Raw genomic sequence first — 16,278 nt, 5'->3', positions numbered from 1 at the left:
GACCAGCGACCAGCGACCAGCGACCAGCGACCAGCGACCAGCGACCAGCGACCAGCGACCAGCGACCAGCGACCAGCGACCAGCGACCAGCGACCAGCGACCAGCGACCAGCGACCAGCGACCAGCGACCAGCGACCAGCGACCAGCGACCAGCGAAAATAAATTCTGGCTTTCCGCGATCAACAGGAAATCTTCGTGCAATCGAAAATACCTGACTGCTCAGGCAAAAGGGCCCCAGAGCAGGCATCCGCCCTTGCACAAAAGACAGAACAGCCCTCCCCGAGACCCAGCGCGGACCTGACCCTCAATTCTTGTAGAAGACAAAGGTCCTGTCTGCGTCGTCCAGAAGATCGCTCCAGTCGTGCTCGCGCTCTTCAGCGATCAGGCCGTGGCTGCGCAGCACCTCCTGCATCGCCTCTCGGCCCTGGGTACCGTCCGGCAGCAGCTTGCGCAGTTCCTCGCGCAGCAGATCGCGCATGGTCTCGACGATCTCTCGGCGATGGGCCTCCAATGCGGCCTCCAGATTGGCCTGGGCGACCCGGCCGCCAGCCTCCAGCGCGCGCAGGATCAGCGATTTCAGCATCTCACGATCCAGCTGGTCCTTCGGCTTGTAATCGATGCAGCCATCCTTCATCGCTTGCACCGCCACGTCCAGCCGGGCCTCGCCGCTGATCATGACCACGGGCGAATCCGCACTGCGCCCGACCGAACGCAGCAGCTGCTGCGCCGCAAGGCCATCGCCATCGGGCAGCAGGTAGTCGATGAAGACCAGGTGGAAATGCCGCGCCTCCAGGTGCTGGCGGAATTCCTGCATGTTCGAGGCGATCGTCACCCGCACCGGCAGGTCGATCGACCGGCATTCGCGTTGCAGCGTCATCGCGTCGAAGCGGCTGTCGTCCAGCACCAGCACGTCGATCGTGGCAACCTCGGGGCCGTCGGGCAGCACTGATGCCTCGGGACGAGGCGCAAGTTGCGGTACGGGGGGCACCCGTTCGGTCTGCACATCCATCTGCGATCCTCCTCTGGCGGCGTTCCTTTCGCCTCAGGATCCGTCCGTGCCCTTGCCAGCCCGTTAACAAGCCCTTTCCAAACGCCTCGCATTTTATCCGCTTTCCAGCGCCGGGCGGGCCGCCGTTAAGTCCGCATTTGCAGGTTCCGCGCCAGCCTGCCGCCATGCCCGTGCCCGACAGCCCCCCCGACAGCCCCTCGCCCGCGCCCGCCACCCCGGACAGCGCGCTGGAGGAATTCCTGTACATCGTGACCCACGACCTGCGCGCGGGCTTCCGCGCCTTCGACACCATCCCCGACTGGATCCGCGAGGACATGGGCCCCCTGCCTGCCGAGCGCCGCGCCCTGGTCGAGGATCATCTGGCGATGCTCAAGACCCAGGCCCAGCGCTGCAACCGGATGCTGCTGGACCTGCGCGACTATTCCCGTGTCGGCCGGATGGCCGATGCCCATGCCGAGCACCCGGTCGACGACATCCTGCAGGCGGCCGAGGCCCGCGCGCCCCTGCCCCCCGGCTTCTCGCTGGAGGTTGAGGGCGACGGTGTCTTCACCGGCCCCGGCAACGAGCTGGTGCAGCTGTTTGCCATCCTGCTGTCAAATGCGGTGCGCCATCACGACCGCGACCATGGCCGGATCGTGGTGACAATCAGCGGCGCGGGGCCGATGCGGCGGGTGGTCTTCGCCGATGATGGTCCCGGCATTCCGCCCCGCTTCCGCGAAGCGGTCTTTATCCCCCTGCGCACCCTCAAGCCCCGCGATGACTGCGAGGGGTCCGGCATGGGGCTGACCATCGCGCGCAAGATCCTGCGCAGCCTCGGCGGCGAAATCGAGGTGATGGATGGCGGCGATGCCCGCGGCACCTCGGTGGTGATGACCCTGCCCGGCCATGCGGCAGTGCGGCTGAACTGACCCCGGGCGCCCTGGCGCCCCTTGGCCTTCGCGTGGCCCCGGCCTATAAGCCCGGCATCCCGCATCGGAGGCAGACATGCGCAGCGCCCAGATCACCCGGACCACGGCCGAAACCGACATCCACGTGGCCATCGACCTTGACGGCACCGGCACCTACGACTGCCGCACCGGCGTTGGCTTCTTCGATCACATGCTGGACCAGCTGGCGCGCCATTCGCTGATCGACATCACCGTCACCTGCAAGGGCGACCTGCATATCGATGACCACCACACGGTCGAGGACGTGGGCATCGCGCTGGGCCAGGCGCTGAGCCAGGCCCTGGGCGACAAGCGCGGCATCCGCCGCTACGGCGATTGCCACCTGGCGATGGACGACAGCCTGCTGCGCGCCGCCCTTGACCTGTCGGCCCGCCCCTATCTGGTCTGGAACGTCGATTTCCCCACCCAGAAAATCGGCACCTTCGACACCGAGCTGGTGCGCGAATTCTTCCAGGCGTTCTCGACCCATGGCGGGATCACCCTGCATGTCGACCGGCTGCACGGGATCAATTCGCACCACATCGCCGAGGCCGCCTTCAAGGCCGTCGCCCGGGCCCTGCGCAATGCCGTCGAAACGGATCCGCGCAAGTCCGATGCCATCCCCTCGACCAAGGGCGCGCTCTGAGCCCGCCGGAAAGGAAGCCCCGATGCTGACCGTCCTCATCGATTACGAGAGCGGCAACCTGCACTCTGCCGCGAAATCCTTCCAGCGCATGGCGCAGGAGGTGGACGCGGGCGAGATCCTCGTGTCGTCGCGCGCCGAGGACGTGGCCCGCGCCGACCGCATCGTGCTACCCGGTGACGGCGCCTTTCCGGCCTGCCGCCACGCGCTGGCCGGCGCCGGTGCGGGATCCGTCCTGGAGGCGCTGACCGAGGCCGTGGAAACCCGCGGCCGTCCCTTCCTGGGGATCTGCGTCGGGATGCAGCTGATGGCGAAGACCGGCTTCGAATACGAAGAGACCCCGGGCCTGGGCTGGATCGACGGCGAGGTGCACCGCATCACCCCCGACGACCCGGCCCTGAAGGTGCCGCATATGGGCTGGAACGACCTGGTGATCGACCAGCCGCACCCGGTTCTGGCGGGGATCGAGACCGGCCAGCACGCCTATTTCGTCCATTCCTACCACATGCAGGTGGCGACGAAATCGCAGCTGCTGGCGCATGTCGACTATGGCCACCCGGTCACCGCCATCGTCGGCCGCGACACCATGATCGGCACCCAGTTCCACCCCGAGAAAAGCCAGGCCACCGGCCTGCGCCTGATTGCCAACTTCCTGACCTGGACCCCGTAACCCGGGGGCCCGCAGTCAGGGCCCCCACGACCTGCGCCCCGGAACCTGCCCCCCCGGTGATCAGGGCGCCAGTGATCAGGGCGCCGCCCGGCTAGCGCAGGCGCTGCCACATCTGGACGTCGCAGACGACCATGTTCAGGCAGCCCTGCACCTGCAGGCGATCCCCCGCCAGATCCAGCCGCGCCTCGACCGTCTGGTCCAGCCCCGGCACGTAGACCAAGCCGCCATAGGCCGCAAAGCCGATGGGCCGCAGCCCCCAGGCGATGCGCTGGCCCACCGCGTCGCTGGGCACCACCCGCCCGTCGGGGCCCAGCAGCGCCGCCACGGTGCCGCACAGCCCCGCCTCGCAGGGGCGGATCAGCACCCGGCCGCGCATTCCGTTGGGGGCGGGCGGCGACAGCCACAGCCCCTCCAGCGGATCCGCGCGGGGCGGCTGCTGCGCCGCAACCGGTCCGGCCAGCGCCACCAGCAGCGCCAGTGCGACCCCCGTCAGCCGATGTTTCATGCCTGCCTCCCTTTCGTTTTGCCTGAAGCCTAGCACGGCGCGCGGGCGGGCGCTGCTGTCCAGCGGGTCTGAGATTGCAATCCGGCCCCATGCGTGCAAAAGCCCGCTCACCCCTGCCCGTCCCGGCCGGCCCGTGCTTGCGAAAGGAAATCCGATGATCCTCTATCCCGCCATCGACCTGAAGGACGGCCATGCCGTGCGCCTCTACAAGGGCGACATGGACAAGGCCACCGTCTTCAACGAGGATCCCGCCGCCCAGGCGATGGAATTCGTCGAGGCAGGCTGCGAATGGCTGCATCTGGTGGATCTGAACGGCGCCTTCGCCGGCGAGCCGGTGAACGCCGCCCCCGTCGAGGCGATCCTGCAACGCACCAAGGTTCCCGCCCAGCTGGGCGGCGGCATCCGCGACATGGCCACAATCGAGCGCTGGCTGTCGAAGGGCCTGGCGCGCGTCATCCTGGGCACCGTCGCGGTCGAGAACCCCGCGCTGGTGCGCGAGGCGGCCCGTGCCTTCCCCGGCCAGGTCGCCGTCGGCATCGACGCGCGCAACGGCCGCGTCGCCACCAAGGGCTGGGCGACCGAAACCGATGTCATGGTGACCGACCTTGCCCGCAGCTTTGAAGACGCGGGCGTTGCCGCCATCATCTACACCGACATCAACCGTGACGGCGCCATGCAGGGCCCGAACATCGAATCCACGGCGGCGCTGGCCAATGCGGTCTCGATCCCGGTGATCGCCTCGGGCGGGGTGTCGTCGGTGGCGGATCTGCAGGCGCTGAAAGACTGCGGCGCGGCGCTGAACGGCGCGATCTCGGGGCGGGCGCTCTATGACGGCGCGATCGACCTGAAAGAGGCGCTGAAGGTCCTGAAGGCGTAAGAGTCCACGCCCCGGGGCAAGACACCGCATCGCCTTCCACGGAACCCGCGCCAAGATGCCCGGGTTCCGCCGCAAAGGACGCGCCCATGCCCCGCATCTTTTCCGCCGCCCTGCCCCCGGGCGCCGAGGTCCATGCCCTTGTCCGCAAGGGTGATTTCCTGGACTGCTACGCCACGGCCTCGGACCTGCCGGCGCCCGAGGCGATGCGCCTTGGCCTGAGCGTGCCGGGCTGGGCACGGCTGCTGCTGAAGATCCGCAATGCCGCCGTGCGCCCCTTCGGCCTGCGCACCGAGGCGCCGAAGGGCCCCCGGCTGGGGCTGTTCCCGATCCTCAAGGAAACCCCGGACGAGGTGCTGCTGGGCTTCGACGACCGGCACCTGGATTTCCGCATCACGGTGATGGCACGGGCGGGGAAGGTTTATTTCTCGACCTGGGTGCATCCGCACAACATCTTCGGCCGGGCCTATCTGGCGGTGATCATGCCGTTCCACGTGCTGATCGTGAAGGACAGCGTCCGCCGCATCGCCCGGGCGCCGTCTCACGTTGCATCCGGGGGCCGGGCCGCGTAGGGGAAGCACATAGCTTACCCGGGAGGCCCGCATGCTGAAGACCCGCATCATCCCCTGCCTCGACGTGGCCGACGGCCGCGTGGTCAAGGGCGTCAACTTCGTCGATCTGCGCGATGCCGGCGATCCCGTCGATGCCGCCCGCGCCTATGATGCCGCCGGCGCGGACGAGCTGTGCTTCCTCGACATCCATGCCACCCATGAAAACCGTGGCACCATGTTCGACGTCGTGACCCGCACCGCCGAGCAGTGCTATATCCCGCTGACCGTGGGCGGCGGCGTGCGCACCGTGCAGGACGTTCGCAACCTGCTGCTGGCGGGCGCCGACAAGGTGTCGTTCAACTCGGCCGCGGTGGCGGACCCGGACGTGATCGCCCGCGCGGCCGACCATTTCGGCAGCCAGTGCATCGTCTGCGCCATCGACGCCAAGACCGTCGCCCCCGGCAAATGGGAGATCTTCACCCATGGCGGCCGCAAGCCCACCGGCATCGACGCGGTGGAATTCGCGCGCCTGGTCGCATCGAAGGGCGCGGGGGAAATCCTGCTGACCTCGATGGACCGTGACGGCACGCGCTCGGGCTTCAACCTGCCGCTGACGCGCGCGATTTCCGACGCGGTCGAGGTCCCGGTCATCGCCTCGGGCGGGGTGGGCAACCTGGATCACCTGGTCGAAGGCGTGACCAAGGGCGGGGCCTCGGCGGTGCTGGCGGCCTCGATCTTCCACTTCGGCGATTACACCATCCGCGAGGCCAAGGAACACATGGCCGCCGCGGGCATCCCCATGAGGCTGCAATGAGCGATACCCTCTCCCGTCTTTACGCCACCATCGAATCCCGCAAGGGCGCGTCCCCCGACAGTTCCTGGACGGCCAAGCTGCTGTCCAAGGGACCCGAGAAATGCGCCGAGAAATTCGGCGAGGAGGCCGTCGAGGCCATCATCGAGGCCGTGCGCAACGACCCCGAGAAGCTGGCCTCGGAATGCGCCGATGCGCTTTACCACATGCTGGTGATGCTGGCGGCGCGCGACGTGCCGCTGTCGGCGGTGATGGCGGTGCTGGACGCGCGCGAAGGCACCTCGGGCATTGCCGAAAAGGCCGCCCGCCCCAAGGGCTGATCCCCCGGGGACGGTGACACTGCCGGAAGCGGGGCCCTCGGGCCCTGCCGCTCAGGCCTCGTAAAGCTCGATCGGCAGATCGTCGGGATCGGGGAAGAAGGTATAGCGCTTGCCGGTGTATTCATCGGTGCGGATGTCCTCGACCGCGATCCCCTGCCCCTCCAGCGCCCGCTTGGCCGCCGCCACATCAGCCACGGCAAAGCACAGGTGCCGCAGCCCCTGCGCCTCGGGGCGCGACACCCGCGCGGGCGCGCCCGGAAAGCTGAACAGCTCGATCTGGCCGCCGTCGGGCAGCGCCAGGTCCAGCTTCCAGCTGTCGCGGGCGGCGCGGTGGTTTTCCGCCAGCACGCGCAGCCCCAGCACATCGCGGTAGAACGCCTTGGACCGTTCGTAATCGCTGCAGATCACCGCGACATGATGGATGCGCTGCAGGCCGATCACAGGCCTGCCTCCTGTTCATGCTCCTCGACGCGGTCGGCGTAGCGGATGTGCCCGGGGCCCGAGGCCCGCAGCCCCGGTTCCGGGTCGCGGCCCGTCAGGCGGGCATGTTCGACGATGGCGAAGCGGTCGGTCATGCCGCTGATGTAGTCGCAGACGATGCGCGCCAGCTTCAGTTCGTCATCGCCGACCTCCTCGACATCCTTGCGCCATTGCTTGGGCAGGCGGTCGGGGTGCTGCATGAAGAGCGGGAACAGCTCTTTCACGATATCGGTGACCTTGCGGCGCATGACGACGACCTCGGGGGCGCGGTACATGCGGTGGAACAGGAATTCCCGGATCACCTTCAGATCGGCCCAGACCATGGGCGAGAACTGCACCATCATGCGGCCCGCATTGCGGATGTCGGTGACGTTCTGCGGGTTCAGGTCGGTCAGGTTGGCGCGGCTGACATCGATCACGTCGCTGACCAGCACGCCGAAGAAACGCCGCAGCGCCTCGTGCCGGCGGCGGTAATAGTTCAGGCCGGGGTAAAGACCGTCCACCTCTGCGAAACAATCCTGCAGGATCGGCAGCTCTGACAGCTCATCGGTCGAGAAGAGTTCCGCCCGCAGACCGTCGTGCAGATCGTGGTTGTTATAGGCGATGTCATCGGACAGCGCCGCCACCTGGGCCTCGGCGCTGGCATGGGTGTGCAGCTCCAGATCGTGGCGGGCGTTGTATTCGGCCAGCGCATAGGGAATGCGGCCGGTGACGGGGCCGTTGTGCTTGGCGATGCCTTCCAGCGTCTCCCAGGTCAGGTTCAGCCCGTCCCATTCGGCATAGGTGCGTTCCAGATTGGTGACGATGCGAATCGCCTGAGCGTTATGGTCGAAGCCGCCGTAGGGCGCCATCAGCTCGTGCATGGCATCTTCGCCAGTATGGCCGAAGGGCGTGTGGCCCAGGTCATGGGCCAGCGCGACGGCCTCGGTCAGCTCCTGATTCAGGCCCAGGGCACCGGCGATGGTGCGCGCCACCTGCGCCACCTCGATGGAATGGGTCAGGCGGGTGCGGAAATAATCGCCCTCGTGCTCAATGAAAACCTGGGTTTTGTGTTTCAGGCGCCGGAACGCGGAGGCATGAATGATGCGATCGCGATCCCTTTGAAAACACGAGCGGAACGCGCTTTCTTCTTCGGGGTAGAGACGGCCGCGCGATTGCGCGGGGTCGGAGGCATAGATGGCTCTCATCATGGGTGTCCCTTCGGCTTCTTGTCGCCTTTTTCCACAATTCATATATTGCGGGGGAACGACATGCAAAATGTCAGGAGAGTTTCAAATGAACCTGCCCCCCATCGTGACCGACCGCGCCTTCGCCCGGCTGGCTGAAATCGAAGCCGGCGACAAGGCGCTGCGCATCGCTGTCGAAGGCGGCGGCTGCTCGGGCTTCCAGTACGACATCCGCCTCGACGACGTGGCCGAGGACGACCTGGTGCTGGAAGGCCAGGGCCAGAAGGTGGTGGTCGATGCGACCTCGCTGCCGTTCCTGGCCGGCGCCACCATTGATTTCACCGAAGAGCTGATCGGCGCCCGCTTCGTGATCGAGAACCCGAACGCCAGCTCGTCTTGCGGCTGCGGCACGTCCTTCTCGATGTAAGCGACCCCATGGCCCCGATGCCCGCGACCGGCGCGCCCGGTGGCGGGCATTTTCGTTTCCGGATTGGAGACAGTTGTGGGATCAAAGGTAAATAATATCCAAAATATGGACAATTGGGGCGGGCCACGCCCTTTGTCCCGATACAGGATACAAAATCCCCTGCGCCCCCTCGCCCCAAGGAAGCCCTTGCACCCACCCTGTTTCGCGGTTTGAAAGGGGGGGCACAGCGTCACCGGAAAGGGCCCCTCGGATGAAGATCGCGACCTTCAACATCAACGGCATCAAGGCCCGGGTGAATGCGCTGTCGGACTGGCTGGACGAGGCCCAGCCCGACGTCGCCGTCCTGCAGGAGATCAAGTCCGTCGACGAGGCCTTCCCGCGCGAGCTGTTCGAGGAAAAGGGCTATCAGGTGGAAACCCACGGCCAGAAAAGCTTTAACGGGGTGGCGATCCTGTCGAAACTGCCGCTGGAGGACATTTCCCGCGGGCTGCCCGGCGACGACAGCGACGAACAGGCGCGCTATATCGAGGCGACGGTGATCGGGGCGAAGAACGCGCTGCGGATCTGCGGCCTTTACCTGCCGAACGGCAACCCGGTCGAGCTGGATGAGGCGGGCCGCCCCGTCGAGGGCGGAAAATACGCCTACAAGCTGGCCTGGATGGAGCGTCTGAAGGCGCGCGCCCAAGAGCTGATGGCCGCCGAGGAACCGGCGGTTTTCCTGGGCGATTACAACATCATCCCCCAGGCCGAAGATGCCGCAAGCCCGAAGAAATGGCTGGAGGACGCGCTGTTTCGCCCTGAAAGCCGCGCCGCCTATCGCCGGATCCTGAACCTGGGCTACACGGAAATCTTCCGCACCCGTTTCGCGGCGCCCGGCCATTACACCTTCTGGGATTACCAGGCCGGCGCCTGGCAGAAGAACGACGGCATCCGCATCGACCACATGCTGATGACCCCGCAATGCGCCGATCTGGTCACCGATTGCGGCATCGACGCCGGGATCCGTGGCCGCGAGAAACCCTCGGACCACGTGCCGCTCTGGGCCGAGATTGACCTGTGATCCGGGCCGGGCGCACCGGCTGCGGCACATGATCCCCTGAACGGCATGCGGAGGGCCGAAAGCAGCCCCCCGCGCCCTGATGGCGCCCCCGACACGGTGCAAACCGACATGGCGCCAACCAGCGCCCTGCCCGGCCAGCCGCCAGACCACGGCCCAGCCGGTCCCCTTCGCTGGCCCGGGCCGCATGCCACCTGTCGAACCGGCGCAGGATCCGGCGCGCCCGCGCCCTCCGATGCCCGTGGCATCGGGGCCCGGGCCTCGGATAGCCCGGGCCGGTCTCTGGAGGGCGCCGGTTTCGGATTGGCCTGCCGCCCTCAGGCCAGCCGTTCGCCTTCGGTCACATCCGCCGCATAAAGCCAGTCGAACTGATGCAGGATGCGGTCGGCTGCCAGCCGGTCACCCAGCCGCAGCGCGGCATGGGCGGCGAACCGCAGCGGCGGGAAGCGCAGGTGGTATTTCCAGGCATTGCGGTTGGCCGTGGCAATCGCGCGCGCCACGCGCGGACGGCGCAGCGCCTGATAGCGTTCCAGCGCGGCGCCCAGCGGCAGGTCCTTGGCCAGACAGGCCGCCAGCACCCAGGCATCTTCCAGCGCCAGGTTCGCCCCCTGCGCCATGAAAGGCAACGTCGGATGCGCCGCATCCCCCAGCAGCGCCGTGCGCCCCTGATGCCAGAGCGGCGCCACCGCATGGCGATGCAGGCCCCACAGATGCACCGTATCGACGCCCTCCAGCAGGTTGCGGACCTCGGGGCCGAAGCCCGCAAAGGCGCGGCGCAGGTTCTCGGGCGCATCGGCATGAGACCAAGAGTCCGGCACCCAGGCGCGGCGCTCCTCGACGGCGACGATATTGCGCATCCGCCCGCCGCGCAGCGGATAGGTGACCAGATGACGGCCCGGGCCCATGTAGATGCGGGCCTCGGCTGCGACCGCCTCGGCCTCGGGGACGGGCACCACGGCGCGCCAGGCGACCTGGCCGGTGAAACGCGGGCGGGCCTCGCCCAGGATGGCCGCGCGCAGCCGCGAATGCAGCCCATCGGCGCCGATCACCAGATCCGGCCGCATGACCGAGGAATTGCAGATCCGCACCACCGGATCGGGGGCGGTGTCGACCTCATCGACGCGCTGCAGCAGGCGGATCTTGACGCCGGCGGCCCGCGCCGCCTCGGCCAGATGTTCCACGATGTCGTGACGGTGACAGAAGTAATAGCCCTGATCCGCCCCAAGCGCGGCAAGGTCCATGCGCAGAACCTGCGCCCCCGTCCGGTCCTTCAGGCAAACCGCCTGGGCCCGCTGGCCGACCGCCGCCGGATCCAGCCCCAGCCCGCGCAGCACCGCCGCCCCGTTCGGGCTGATCTGCAACCCGGCACCGACCTCGCGGATCGCCTCGGCCTGTTCCAGCACGGTCACGTCCGCGCCGCGCAGCGCCAGGGCGCGCGCCGCAGCCAGCCCGCCGATCCCGGCGCCGATGACGGTGATCTTCGCGCTGTTCAGATCCAAGTGCAGATCCAAGGGACACTCCTGTCAGACAGGCCCGGGGCCCGAGTTTCGCAACCCGACCAGAGGCATGCGGCCGAGATATGGACCCGCCACCGTCCCTTTTGCAAGCAGGAACGCCGGAGCTTTTGCCCCGGCGTCCCAAGATTTGATATCCCTCCGGGTGAACGATCAGTCGTCCCGGTGCACCCGCTCGCGGCGCTCGTGGCGCTCTTGCGCCTCCAGGCTCATGGTGGCGATGGGGCGCGCGTCGAGCCGCTTGAGGCTGATCGGCTCGCCGGTCACTTCACAATAGCCATATTCGCCCTCGTCGATCCGCCGCAATGCAGCGTCGATCTTGGCCACCAGCTTGCGCTGCCGGTCCCGGGTCCGCAGTTCAAGGGCGCGATCGGTTTCCTCGCTCGCGCGGTCGGCGATGTCGGGAATGTTGCGCGTGGAATCCTTCATCCCCTCGATCGTGTCGCGCGAATCCTCCAGGATCTCCTCTTTCCATGTGAGCAGCTTCCGACGGAAGTATTCGAGCTGCCGATCGTTCATGAACGGTTCGTCCTCGGCAGGGCGGTAATCGTCTTCAAGGAAAGTTTCTGCTTTCATCACAGGCTCCCAAACTAGTCCTTGGCCCGGGATGCTCGTGCTACGTGCGCTTGCCTTGCCGGGCGGCAGGGTCCCCTGACGCTGGGGATTAACCGGTTCACCCTGCGTTGTCACTACACAATAACCGCTCGGCGGGGGTCGGGATGCCCTATCGTTCAGCACATGCTCAACTGCAGGGCAGCCTCTCGTGGACGTGACGCAGGGTCGCCGGCCCCCAGCATTTAAAGGGTCGAAGGCCCTCCCTTCCCCGCCCCCGGGCTGATCGCACAACCCTTGGGAGAGAGGTTGGAGTTGTTAAACATTTCCTGAATTAGATGACTGCATAGTTAATCAATCTGCTGAAAAACGCGGCTTTTCAGCCGCTGGCCAGCCCCGCCGCCGGCCGCGACGCGCCGCCACGGGGGCTGGACAAGGCCCCGCCCCGCACGTACCCCGGTGACAGTCCCGGCGATGGCCCTGCGCGGGTCCGCCCCAGCGGAGAACAGCATGAGCATCAGTTTCGACGGCACCCAAAGCTACATCGCGACCGAAGACCTGTCGGTCGCCGTGAACGCCGCCATCGCGCTGGAGCGCCCGCTGCTGGTCAAGGGCGAGCCGGGCACCGGCAAGACCGAACTGGCCCGTCAGGTGGCGCAGGCGCTGGACCTGCCGATGATCGAATGGACCATCAAGTCGACCACCCGCGCCCAGCAAGGGCTTTATGAATACGACGCCGTATCGCGGCTGCGCGACAGCCAGCTGGGGGCCGAGGGCGTCGACGACGTGGCGAATTACATCCGGCGCGGCAAGCTGTGGCAGGCCTTTGACGCCCCCGGCCGCGTGGTCCTGCTGATCGACGAGATCGACAAGGCCGACATCGAATTCCCGAACGACCTGTTGCAGGAACTCGACCGGATGGAATTCCACGTCTACGAGACCGGGGAAACCATCCGCGCCCGTCAGCGCCCGATCGTCATCATCACCTCGAACAACGAGAAAGAGCTGCCCGACGCCTTCCTGCGCCGCTGCTTCTTCCACTACATCCGCTTTCCCGACATGGATACCATGCGCGCCATCGTCGAGGCGCATCACCCCGGCATCAAGGCCGCGCTGCTGACCGCCGCGCTGACCCAGTTCTACGAGCTGCGCGAGACGCCGGGCCTGAAGAAAAAACCCTCGACCTCGGAGGTGCTGGACTGGCTGAAGCTGCTGCTGGCCGAGGACCTGAGCCCCGAAGACCTGAAGCGCGACGGCGCCAATGCCCTGCCGAAACTGCACGGTGCGCTGCTGAAGAACGAGCAGGACGTGCATCTGTTCGAACGGCTGGCCTTCATGGCCCGCAATCCCCGGGGCCGGTAGGATCGCCCCCTTGGCCACGCCGCGCCCTGGACCGGGCCGGCGCCGCCCGACGACCCGGCAACCAGGAGGCACCCTCTTCGTGACCCGACCCAGAGCGTCCCGCAAGCACCGGTGGCCCTGTGCCAGCGCGCTGGTCCTGCTGACGCTGGCGATGGCGGCCTGCGGCCGGCCTCAGCCCCCCGCGACCCCGCCGCAGGCCCCGCCCGCCCATGCGCTGCGCCCCCAGGCCCCCGCCACCGATGACGGCCCGCTGCCGCCGCCCCGGCTGTTCGCAGCGGTGCATGCGGTGCCGCCGCAGATTGCCAATGCCGATCTTGCGCGCGATGTGCTGGACCTGACGATGCAGCTGGAATCGGGCCGGCCCCTGCCCGTTTTCACCCGTTTCGAAGGCCCCATCCGGGTGTCGCTGAAGGGCACGCCCCCCACCACCCTGCGCCATGACCTGGCCCAGGTGATCGACCGGCTGCACCACGAGGCGGGCCTTGACATCGCGCTGCAGACGCCCGGGCAGACCGGCAACGTGGTGATCCAGGTGATCAGCAACCAGGACATCCAGCGCCAGCTGCCCGGTGCCGCCTGCTTTGTCGTGCCGGGGATCTCGGATCTGTCGCAGTACCGCGCCGCGGAACGCCAGGGGCTGACCGACTGGACGCGCCTGGACCAGCGGCGCCATATCCTGATCGCGGTGCCCGGCAACCAGCCCCCGCAGGAACTGCGCGATTGCCTGAACGAGGAACTGGCACAGTCGCTGGGCCCGCTTGATGACCTCTACCGGCTGCCCGACAGCACCTTCAACGACGACAACATCCATTCGATCCTGACCGGTTACGACATGCTGGTGCTGCGCGTGACCTACGCCCCCGAACTGCACAGCGGCATGACCCGCGATCAGGTCGGCGCGGCGCTGCCCGCGATCCTGAAGCGGCTGAACCCCGCAGGCGAACGGCTGCCCGCCCGCAACACCCCCGAAAGCCCCCCGGAATGGCGCGAGGCGATCTCGGCCGCGATCGGCACGGGCAGCCTGGCGACCCGCCGCCGCGCCGCCCAGCAGGCGGTCGAGATGGCCCAGGCCGCCGGCTGGGACGACACCCGCCTGGCCTTCGCCCTGTATACCCGCGCCCGGCTGGAACAGGACCGCAGCCCCGAGGCCGCCTTTGCCGACCTGCTGCGCGCCCATGCGATCTATGCCCGCCTGCCCGACACCCGCCTGCACGAGGCGACCACCGCCACCCAGCTGGCGGTCTTTGCCCTGGCCGCCGATGATCCGCAGACCGCCGCCGCGCTGCTGAAGGGGCGGGACGCGGTGGCGCTGCGCTATCAGAACGCGGCGCTGCTGGCCTCGATCCGGATGCTGCAGGCGCGCAGCGAGCTGCTGCTGGGCCACCCGGCGCAGGCCCGCGCCCTGCGGCTGGACAGCCTGGGCTGGGCACGCTACGGCTTTGGCTCATCCGCGGCGGTGCGCGCGCAGCTGGCGCAGGTCGATGGCCTGGGCAGCCTGCCCGGCACCGATGCGGGCGCAGGCTGAGGGGGGCCGGACATGCTGGTTGTCGCAGGACTGATCATCGGGGCCGTCTTCGGCGCCCTGCGGGCGAAACGGCGCGGCGGCGACCGGCGCGACCTCTGGCAATACGGGCTTGTCCATGCCATGCTTTTCGCGCTGATCGGGCTGTTTGCCACGATCCTTCTGGCGCGCGTCCTCGGCTGAACGCCCGCCCCCTTGCCGGAGGCGCCGATGTTCCTGCCCTTCTTCGACACCCTGCGCCGCCATGGCGTCAAGGTCTCGATCCGCGAATACCTGACCTTTCTGCAGGCGCTGAAGGCCGGGCTGGTCACATACGATCCCGAAGGGTTCTACTATCTGGCGCGCACTGCACTGGTAAAGGACGAACGCCTGATCGACCGCTTCGACCAGGCCTTTGCCGCCAGTTTCGAGGGGCTGGAGGCCATCCCCCCCGAGGCCGTCATGGATGCCGTGCAGGTGCCCGCAGACTGGCTGCGCTCGATGGCCGAACGCCACCTGAGCGCCGAGGAAAAGGCCGAGATCGAGGCGCTTGGTGGCTTCGAGAAGCTGATGGAGACGCTGAAGGACCGCCTGGCCGAACAGAAGGGCCGCCATCAGGGCGGCAACAAGTGGATCGGCACCGGCGGCACCTCGCCCTTCGGGGCGGATGGCTACAACCCCGAAGGCATCCGCATCGGGCAGGACAGGTCCCGCCACCGCCGCGCCGTCAAGGTCTGGGACCGGCGCGAGTTCCGCAACCTTGACGACGGGGTGGAACTGGGCACGCGCAACATCAAGGTCGCGCTGAAGCGGCTGCGCAAATGGGTCCGCGAGGGCGCCGCGGACGAGCTGGACCTGGACGGCACGATCCGCTCGACTGCGGAACATGGCTGGCTGGATGTCCAGACCCGCCCCGAGCGGCGCAACGCCGTGAAGGTGCTGCTGTTTCTGGATGTCGGCGGCTCGATGGACGATCACGTCCGGGTGGTCGAAGAGCTGTTCTCGGCGGCGCGGGGCGAATTCAAGCATCTGGAACATTTCTACTTCCACAACTGCCTCTACGAAGGCGTCTGGAAGGACAATGCCCGCCGCTGGGACGACGTGACCCCCACGGCCGAGGTGCTGAACCGCTATGGCCCCGACTACAAGTGCATCTTCGTCGGCGATGCCTCGATGAGCCCCTACGAGATCACCCATCCCGGCGGCGCCAACGAACACTGGAACCCCGAGGCCGGCCATGTCTGGCTGAACCGTGCCCGCGCGCAATGGCCCTCGCATCTGTGGATCAACCCGGTGCCGGAACGCTACTGGCAGTACACCCAGTCGATCGCCCTGATCCGCCAGATCTTCCCCGAGGCCATGGTGCCGATGACCCTTGAGGGGCTGGACCGCGGGATGCGGGCGCTGGTGCGCTAACCGCCCTTTCGGAACAAGGCGCGCCTTCCATCCGTTGACCTCGCAGAAAAGGAAAGGACAAAGCCATGATCAAGAAACGCGGTTCCGCCAAATGGTCGGGCACGCTGACCGAGGGCAAGGGCGAGGTCTCGACCCAGTCCGGTGCGCTGCTGGCCCAGCCCTACGGCTTCAACACCCGCTTCGAGGACAAGCCCGGCACCAACCCCGAAGAGCTGATCGGCGCCGCCCATGCCAGCTGCTTTTCGATGGCGCTGTCGATGATCCTGGGCCAGTCGGACCTGACCCCCGACCGGATCGAGACCACGGCAACGGTGAAGATGGACAAGGAGGCCGACGGCTATGCGATCCAGTCGGTGCATCTGGACGTGACGGCCCAGGTCCCCGGCGCCACGCCGGAGGCCTTCGCCAAGGCCGCCGCCGCCGCCAAGGCCGGCTGCCCGATCTCGAAACTGCTGTCGTGCGAGATCACCATGGATGCAAAGCTGGGCTGACGC

At 67.6% G+C, this 16,278-nt stretch carries 20 protein-coding genes; 14 read left to right on the top strand and 6 right to left on the bottom strand.

The features are described 5' to 3' along the window. Positions 1-304 precede the first annotated feature (304 nt). On the bottom strand, positions 305-1,009 hold the full coding sequence (locus AC2ITM_RS06840; protein WP_486469071.1) for a response regulator: 705 nt from the start codon (positions 1,007-1,009) through the stop codon (positions 305-307). 164 nt (positions 1,010-1,173) lie between these two features. Between AC2ITM_RS06840 and AC2ITM_RS06835 the strand changes: the two genes are divergently transcribed. From AC2ITM_RS06835 to hisH, 3 genes are all read left to right on the top strand, one after another. Next, positions 1,174-1,917, top strand: coding sequence for a sensor histidine kinase (locus AC2ITM_RS06835; RefSeq protein ID WP_486469070.1), 744 nt, complete (start codon positions 1,174-1,176; stop codon positions 1,915-1,917). Between the two features lie 76 nt (positions 1,918-1,993). Further along, entirely contained in the window at positions 1,994-2,581 is a 588-nt protein-coding gene (gene hisB / locus AC2ITM_RS06830; RefSeq protein ID WP_486469069.1) for an imidazoleglycerol-phosphate dehydratase HisB, read from the top strand. A 22-nt stretch (positions 2,582-2,603) separates the two neighbouring features. Then, positions 2,604-3,248: an imidazole glycerol phosphate synthase subunit HisH gene (gene hisH / locus AC2ITM_RS06825; RefSeq protein ID WP_486469068.1), complete on the top strand. Its 645-nt coding sequence runs from the start codon at positions 2,604-2,606 to the stop codon at positions 3,246-3,248. A 91-nt stretch (positions 3,249-3,339) separates the two neighbouring features. Here hisH and AC2ITM_RS06820 read toward each other — a convergent pair whose 3' ends face one another. Further along, on the bottom strand, positions 3,340-3,753 hold the full coding sequence (locus AC2ITM_RS06820) for a DUF2147 domain-containing protein (protein WP_486469067.1): 414 nt from the start codon (positions 3,751-3,753) through the stop codon (positions 3,340-3,342). Positions 3,754-3,907: 154 nt separating this feature from the next. On the opposite strand from AC2ITM_RS06820, the gene hisA reads away from it, so the two are divergent. The 4 genes from hisA to AC2ITM_RS06800 all read left to right on the top strand — a co-directional run bounded on the left by hisA (position 3,908) and on the right by AC2ITM_RS06800 (position 6,309). Beyond that, positions 3,908-4,630: a 1-(5-phosphoribosyl)-5-[(5-phosphoribosylamino)methylideneamino]imidazole-4-carboxamide isomerase gene (gene hisA, locus AC2ITM_RS06815; protein WP_486469066.1), complete on the top strand. Its 723-nt coding sequence runs from the start codon at positions 3,908-3,910 to the stop codon at positions 4,628-4,630. A gap of 86 nt (positions 4,631-4,716) precedes the next feature. Beyond that, positions 4,717-5,199 carry a DUF2867 domain-containing protein gene (locus tag AC2ITM_RS06810; RefSeq protein ID WP_486469065.1) on the top strand — a complete coding sequence of 161 codons (483 nt, stop codon included), beginning with the start codon at positions 4,717-4,719 and terminating at the stop codon, positions 5,197-5,199. A 31-nt stretch (positions 5,200-5,230) separates the two neighbouring features. Continuing rightward, the gene (gene hisF / locus AC2ITM_RS06805) at positions 5,231-5,992 is read left to right on the top strand and encodes an imidazole glycerol phosphate synthase subunit HisF (protein ID WP_486469064.1); all 762 of its coding nucleotides are present in this window, start codon (positions 5,231-5,233) and stop codon (positions 5,990-5,992) included. Beyond that, positions 5,989-6,309: a phosphoribosyl-ATP diphosphatase gene (locus tag AC2ITM_RS06800; RefSeq protein WP_486469063.1), complete on the top strand. Its 321-nt coding sequence runs from the start codon at positions 5,989-5,991 to the stop codon at positions 6,307-6,309. Before hisF ends, AC2ITM_RS06800 begins: the two co-directional genes overlap by 4 nt. A gap of 51 nt (positions 6,310-6,360) precedes the next feature. Here the strand turns inward: AC2ITM_RS06800 and gloA2 are convergent, their stop codons facing one another. Both gloA2 and AC2ITM_RS06790 read right to left on the bottom strand, forming a co-directional pair. Then, a complete protein-coding gene (gene gloA2 / locus AC2ITM_RS06795; protein WP_486469062.1) occupies positions 6,361-6,750 on the bottom strand; it encodes an SMU1112c/YaeR family gloxylase I-like metalloprotein in 390 nt (129 codons plus the stop codon). Beyond that, positions 6,747-7,976, bottom strand: coding sequence for a deoxyguanosinetriphosphate triphosphohydrolase (locus AC2ITM_RS06790; RefSeq protein WP_486469404.1), 1,230 nt, complete (start codon positions 7,974-7,976; stop codon positions 6,747-6,749). The genes gloA2 and AC2ITM_RS06790 overlap by 4 nt, the downstream gene beginning before the upstream one ends. Positions 7,977-8,064: 88 nt before the next feature. On the opposite strand from AC2ITM_RS06790, the gene AC2ITM_RS06785 reads away from it, so the two are divergent. Continuing rightward, positions 8,065-8,382, top strand: a complete 318-nt coding sequence (locus AC2ITM_RS06785) for a HesB/IscA family protein (protein ID WP_486469061.1) — start codon at positions 8,065-8,067, stop codon at positions 8,380-8,382. A gap of 250 nt (positions 8,383-8,632) precedes the next feature. Beyond that, on the top strand, positions 8,633-9,442 hold the full coding sequence (xth, locus tag AC2ITM_RS06780; protein ID WP_486469060.1) for an exodeoxyribonuclease III: 810 nt from the start codon (positions 8,633-8,635) through the stop codon (positions 9,440-9,442). Between the two features lie 314 nt (positions 9,443-9,756). Here xth and AC2ITM_RS06775 read toward each other — a convergent pair whose 3' ends face one another. Together AC2ITM_RS06775 and dksA are read right to left on the bottom strand one after the other, a co-directional pair. Further along, positions 9,757-10,938, bottom strand: a complete 1,182-nt coding sequence (locus AC2ITM_RS06775; protein ID WP_486469403.1) for an FAD-dependent monooxygenase — start codon at positions 10,936-10,938, stop codon at positions 9,757-9,759. A 168-nt stretch (positions 10,939-11,106) separates the two neighbouring features. Next, positions 11,107-11,529, bottom strand: coding sequence for an RNA polymerase-binding protein DksA (gene dksA, locus AC2ITM_RS06770; protein ID WP_160891730.1), 423 nt, complete (start codon positions 11,527-11,529; stop codon positions 11,107-11,109). A 492-nt stretch (positions 11,530-12,021) separates the two neighbouring features. Between dksA and AC2ITM_RS06765 the strand changes: the two genes are divergently transcribed. From AC2ITM_RS06765 to AC2ITM_RS06745, 5 genes are all read left to right on the top strand, one after another. Then, the gene (locus tag AC2ITM_RS06765) at positions 12,022-12,867 is read left to right on the top strand and encodes an AAA family ATPase (RefSeq protein ID WP_486469402.1); all 846 of its coding nucleotides are present in this window, start codon (positions 12,022-12,024) and stop codon (positions 12,865-12,867) included. 79 nt (positions 12,868-12,946) lie between these two features. After that, the gene (locus AC2ITM_RS06760; RefSeq protein WP_486469059.1) at positions 12,947-14,392 is read left to right on the top strand and encodes a DUF2927 domain-containing protein; all 1,446 of its coding nucleotides are present in this window, start codon (positions 12,947-12,949) and stop codon (positions 14,390-14,392) included. Between the two features lie 12 nt (positions 14,393-14,404). Next, entirely contained in the window at positions 14,405-14,572 is a 168-nt protein-coding gene (locus tag AC2ITM_RS06755; protein WP_486469058.1) for a hypothetical protein, read from the top strand. A gap of 27 nt (positions 14,573-14,599) precedes the next feature. Beyond that, entirely contained in the window at positions 14,600-15,784 is a 1,185-nt protein-coding gene (locus AC2ITM_RS06750) for a vWA domain-containing protein (RefSeq protein ID WP_486469057.1), read from the top strand. A gap of 65 nt (positions 15,785-15,849) precedes the next feature. After that, positions 15,850-16,275, top strand: coding sequence for an OsmC family protein (locus AC2ITM_RS06745; protein ID WP_486469056.1), 426 nt, complete (start codon positions 15,850-15,852; stop codon positions 16,273-16,275). Positions 16,276-16,278 lie beyond the last annotated feature (3 nt).

The sequence above is a fragment of the Pseudooceanicola sp. NS-SX9 genome, assembly GCF_057380705.1.
This window is presented reverse-complemented; position numbering and strand designations above follow the sequence as displayed.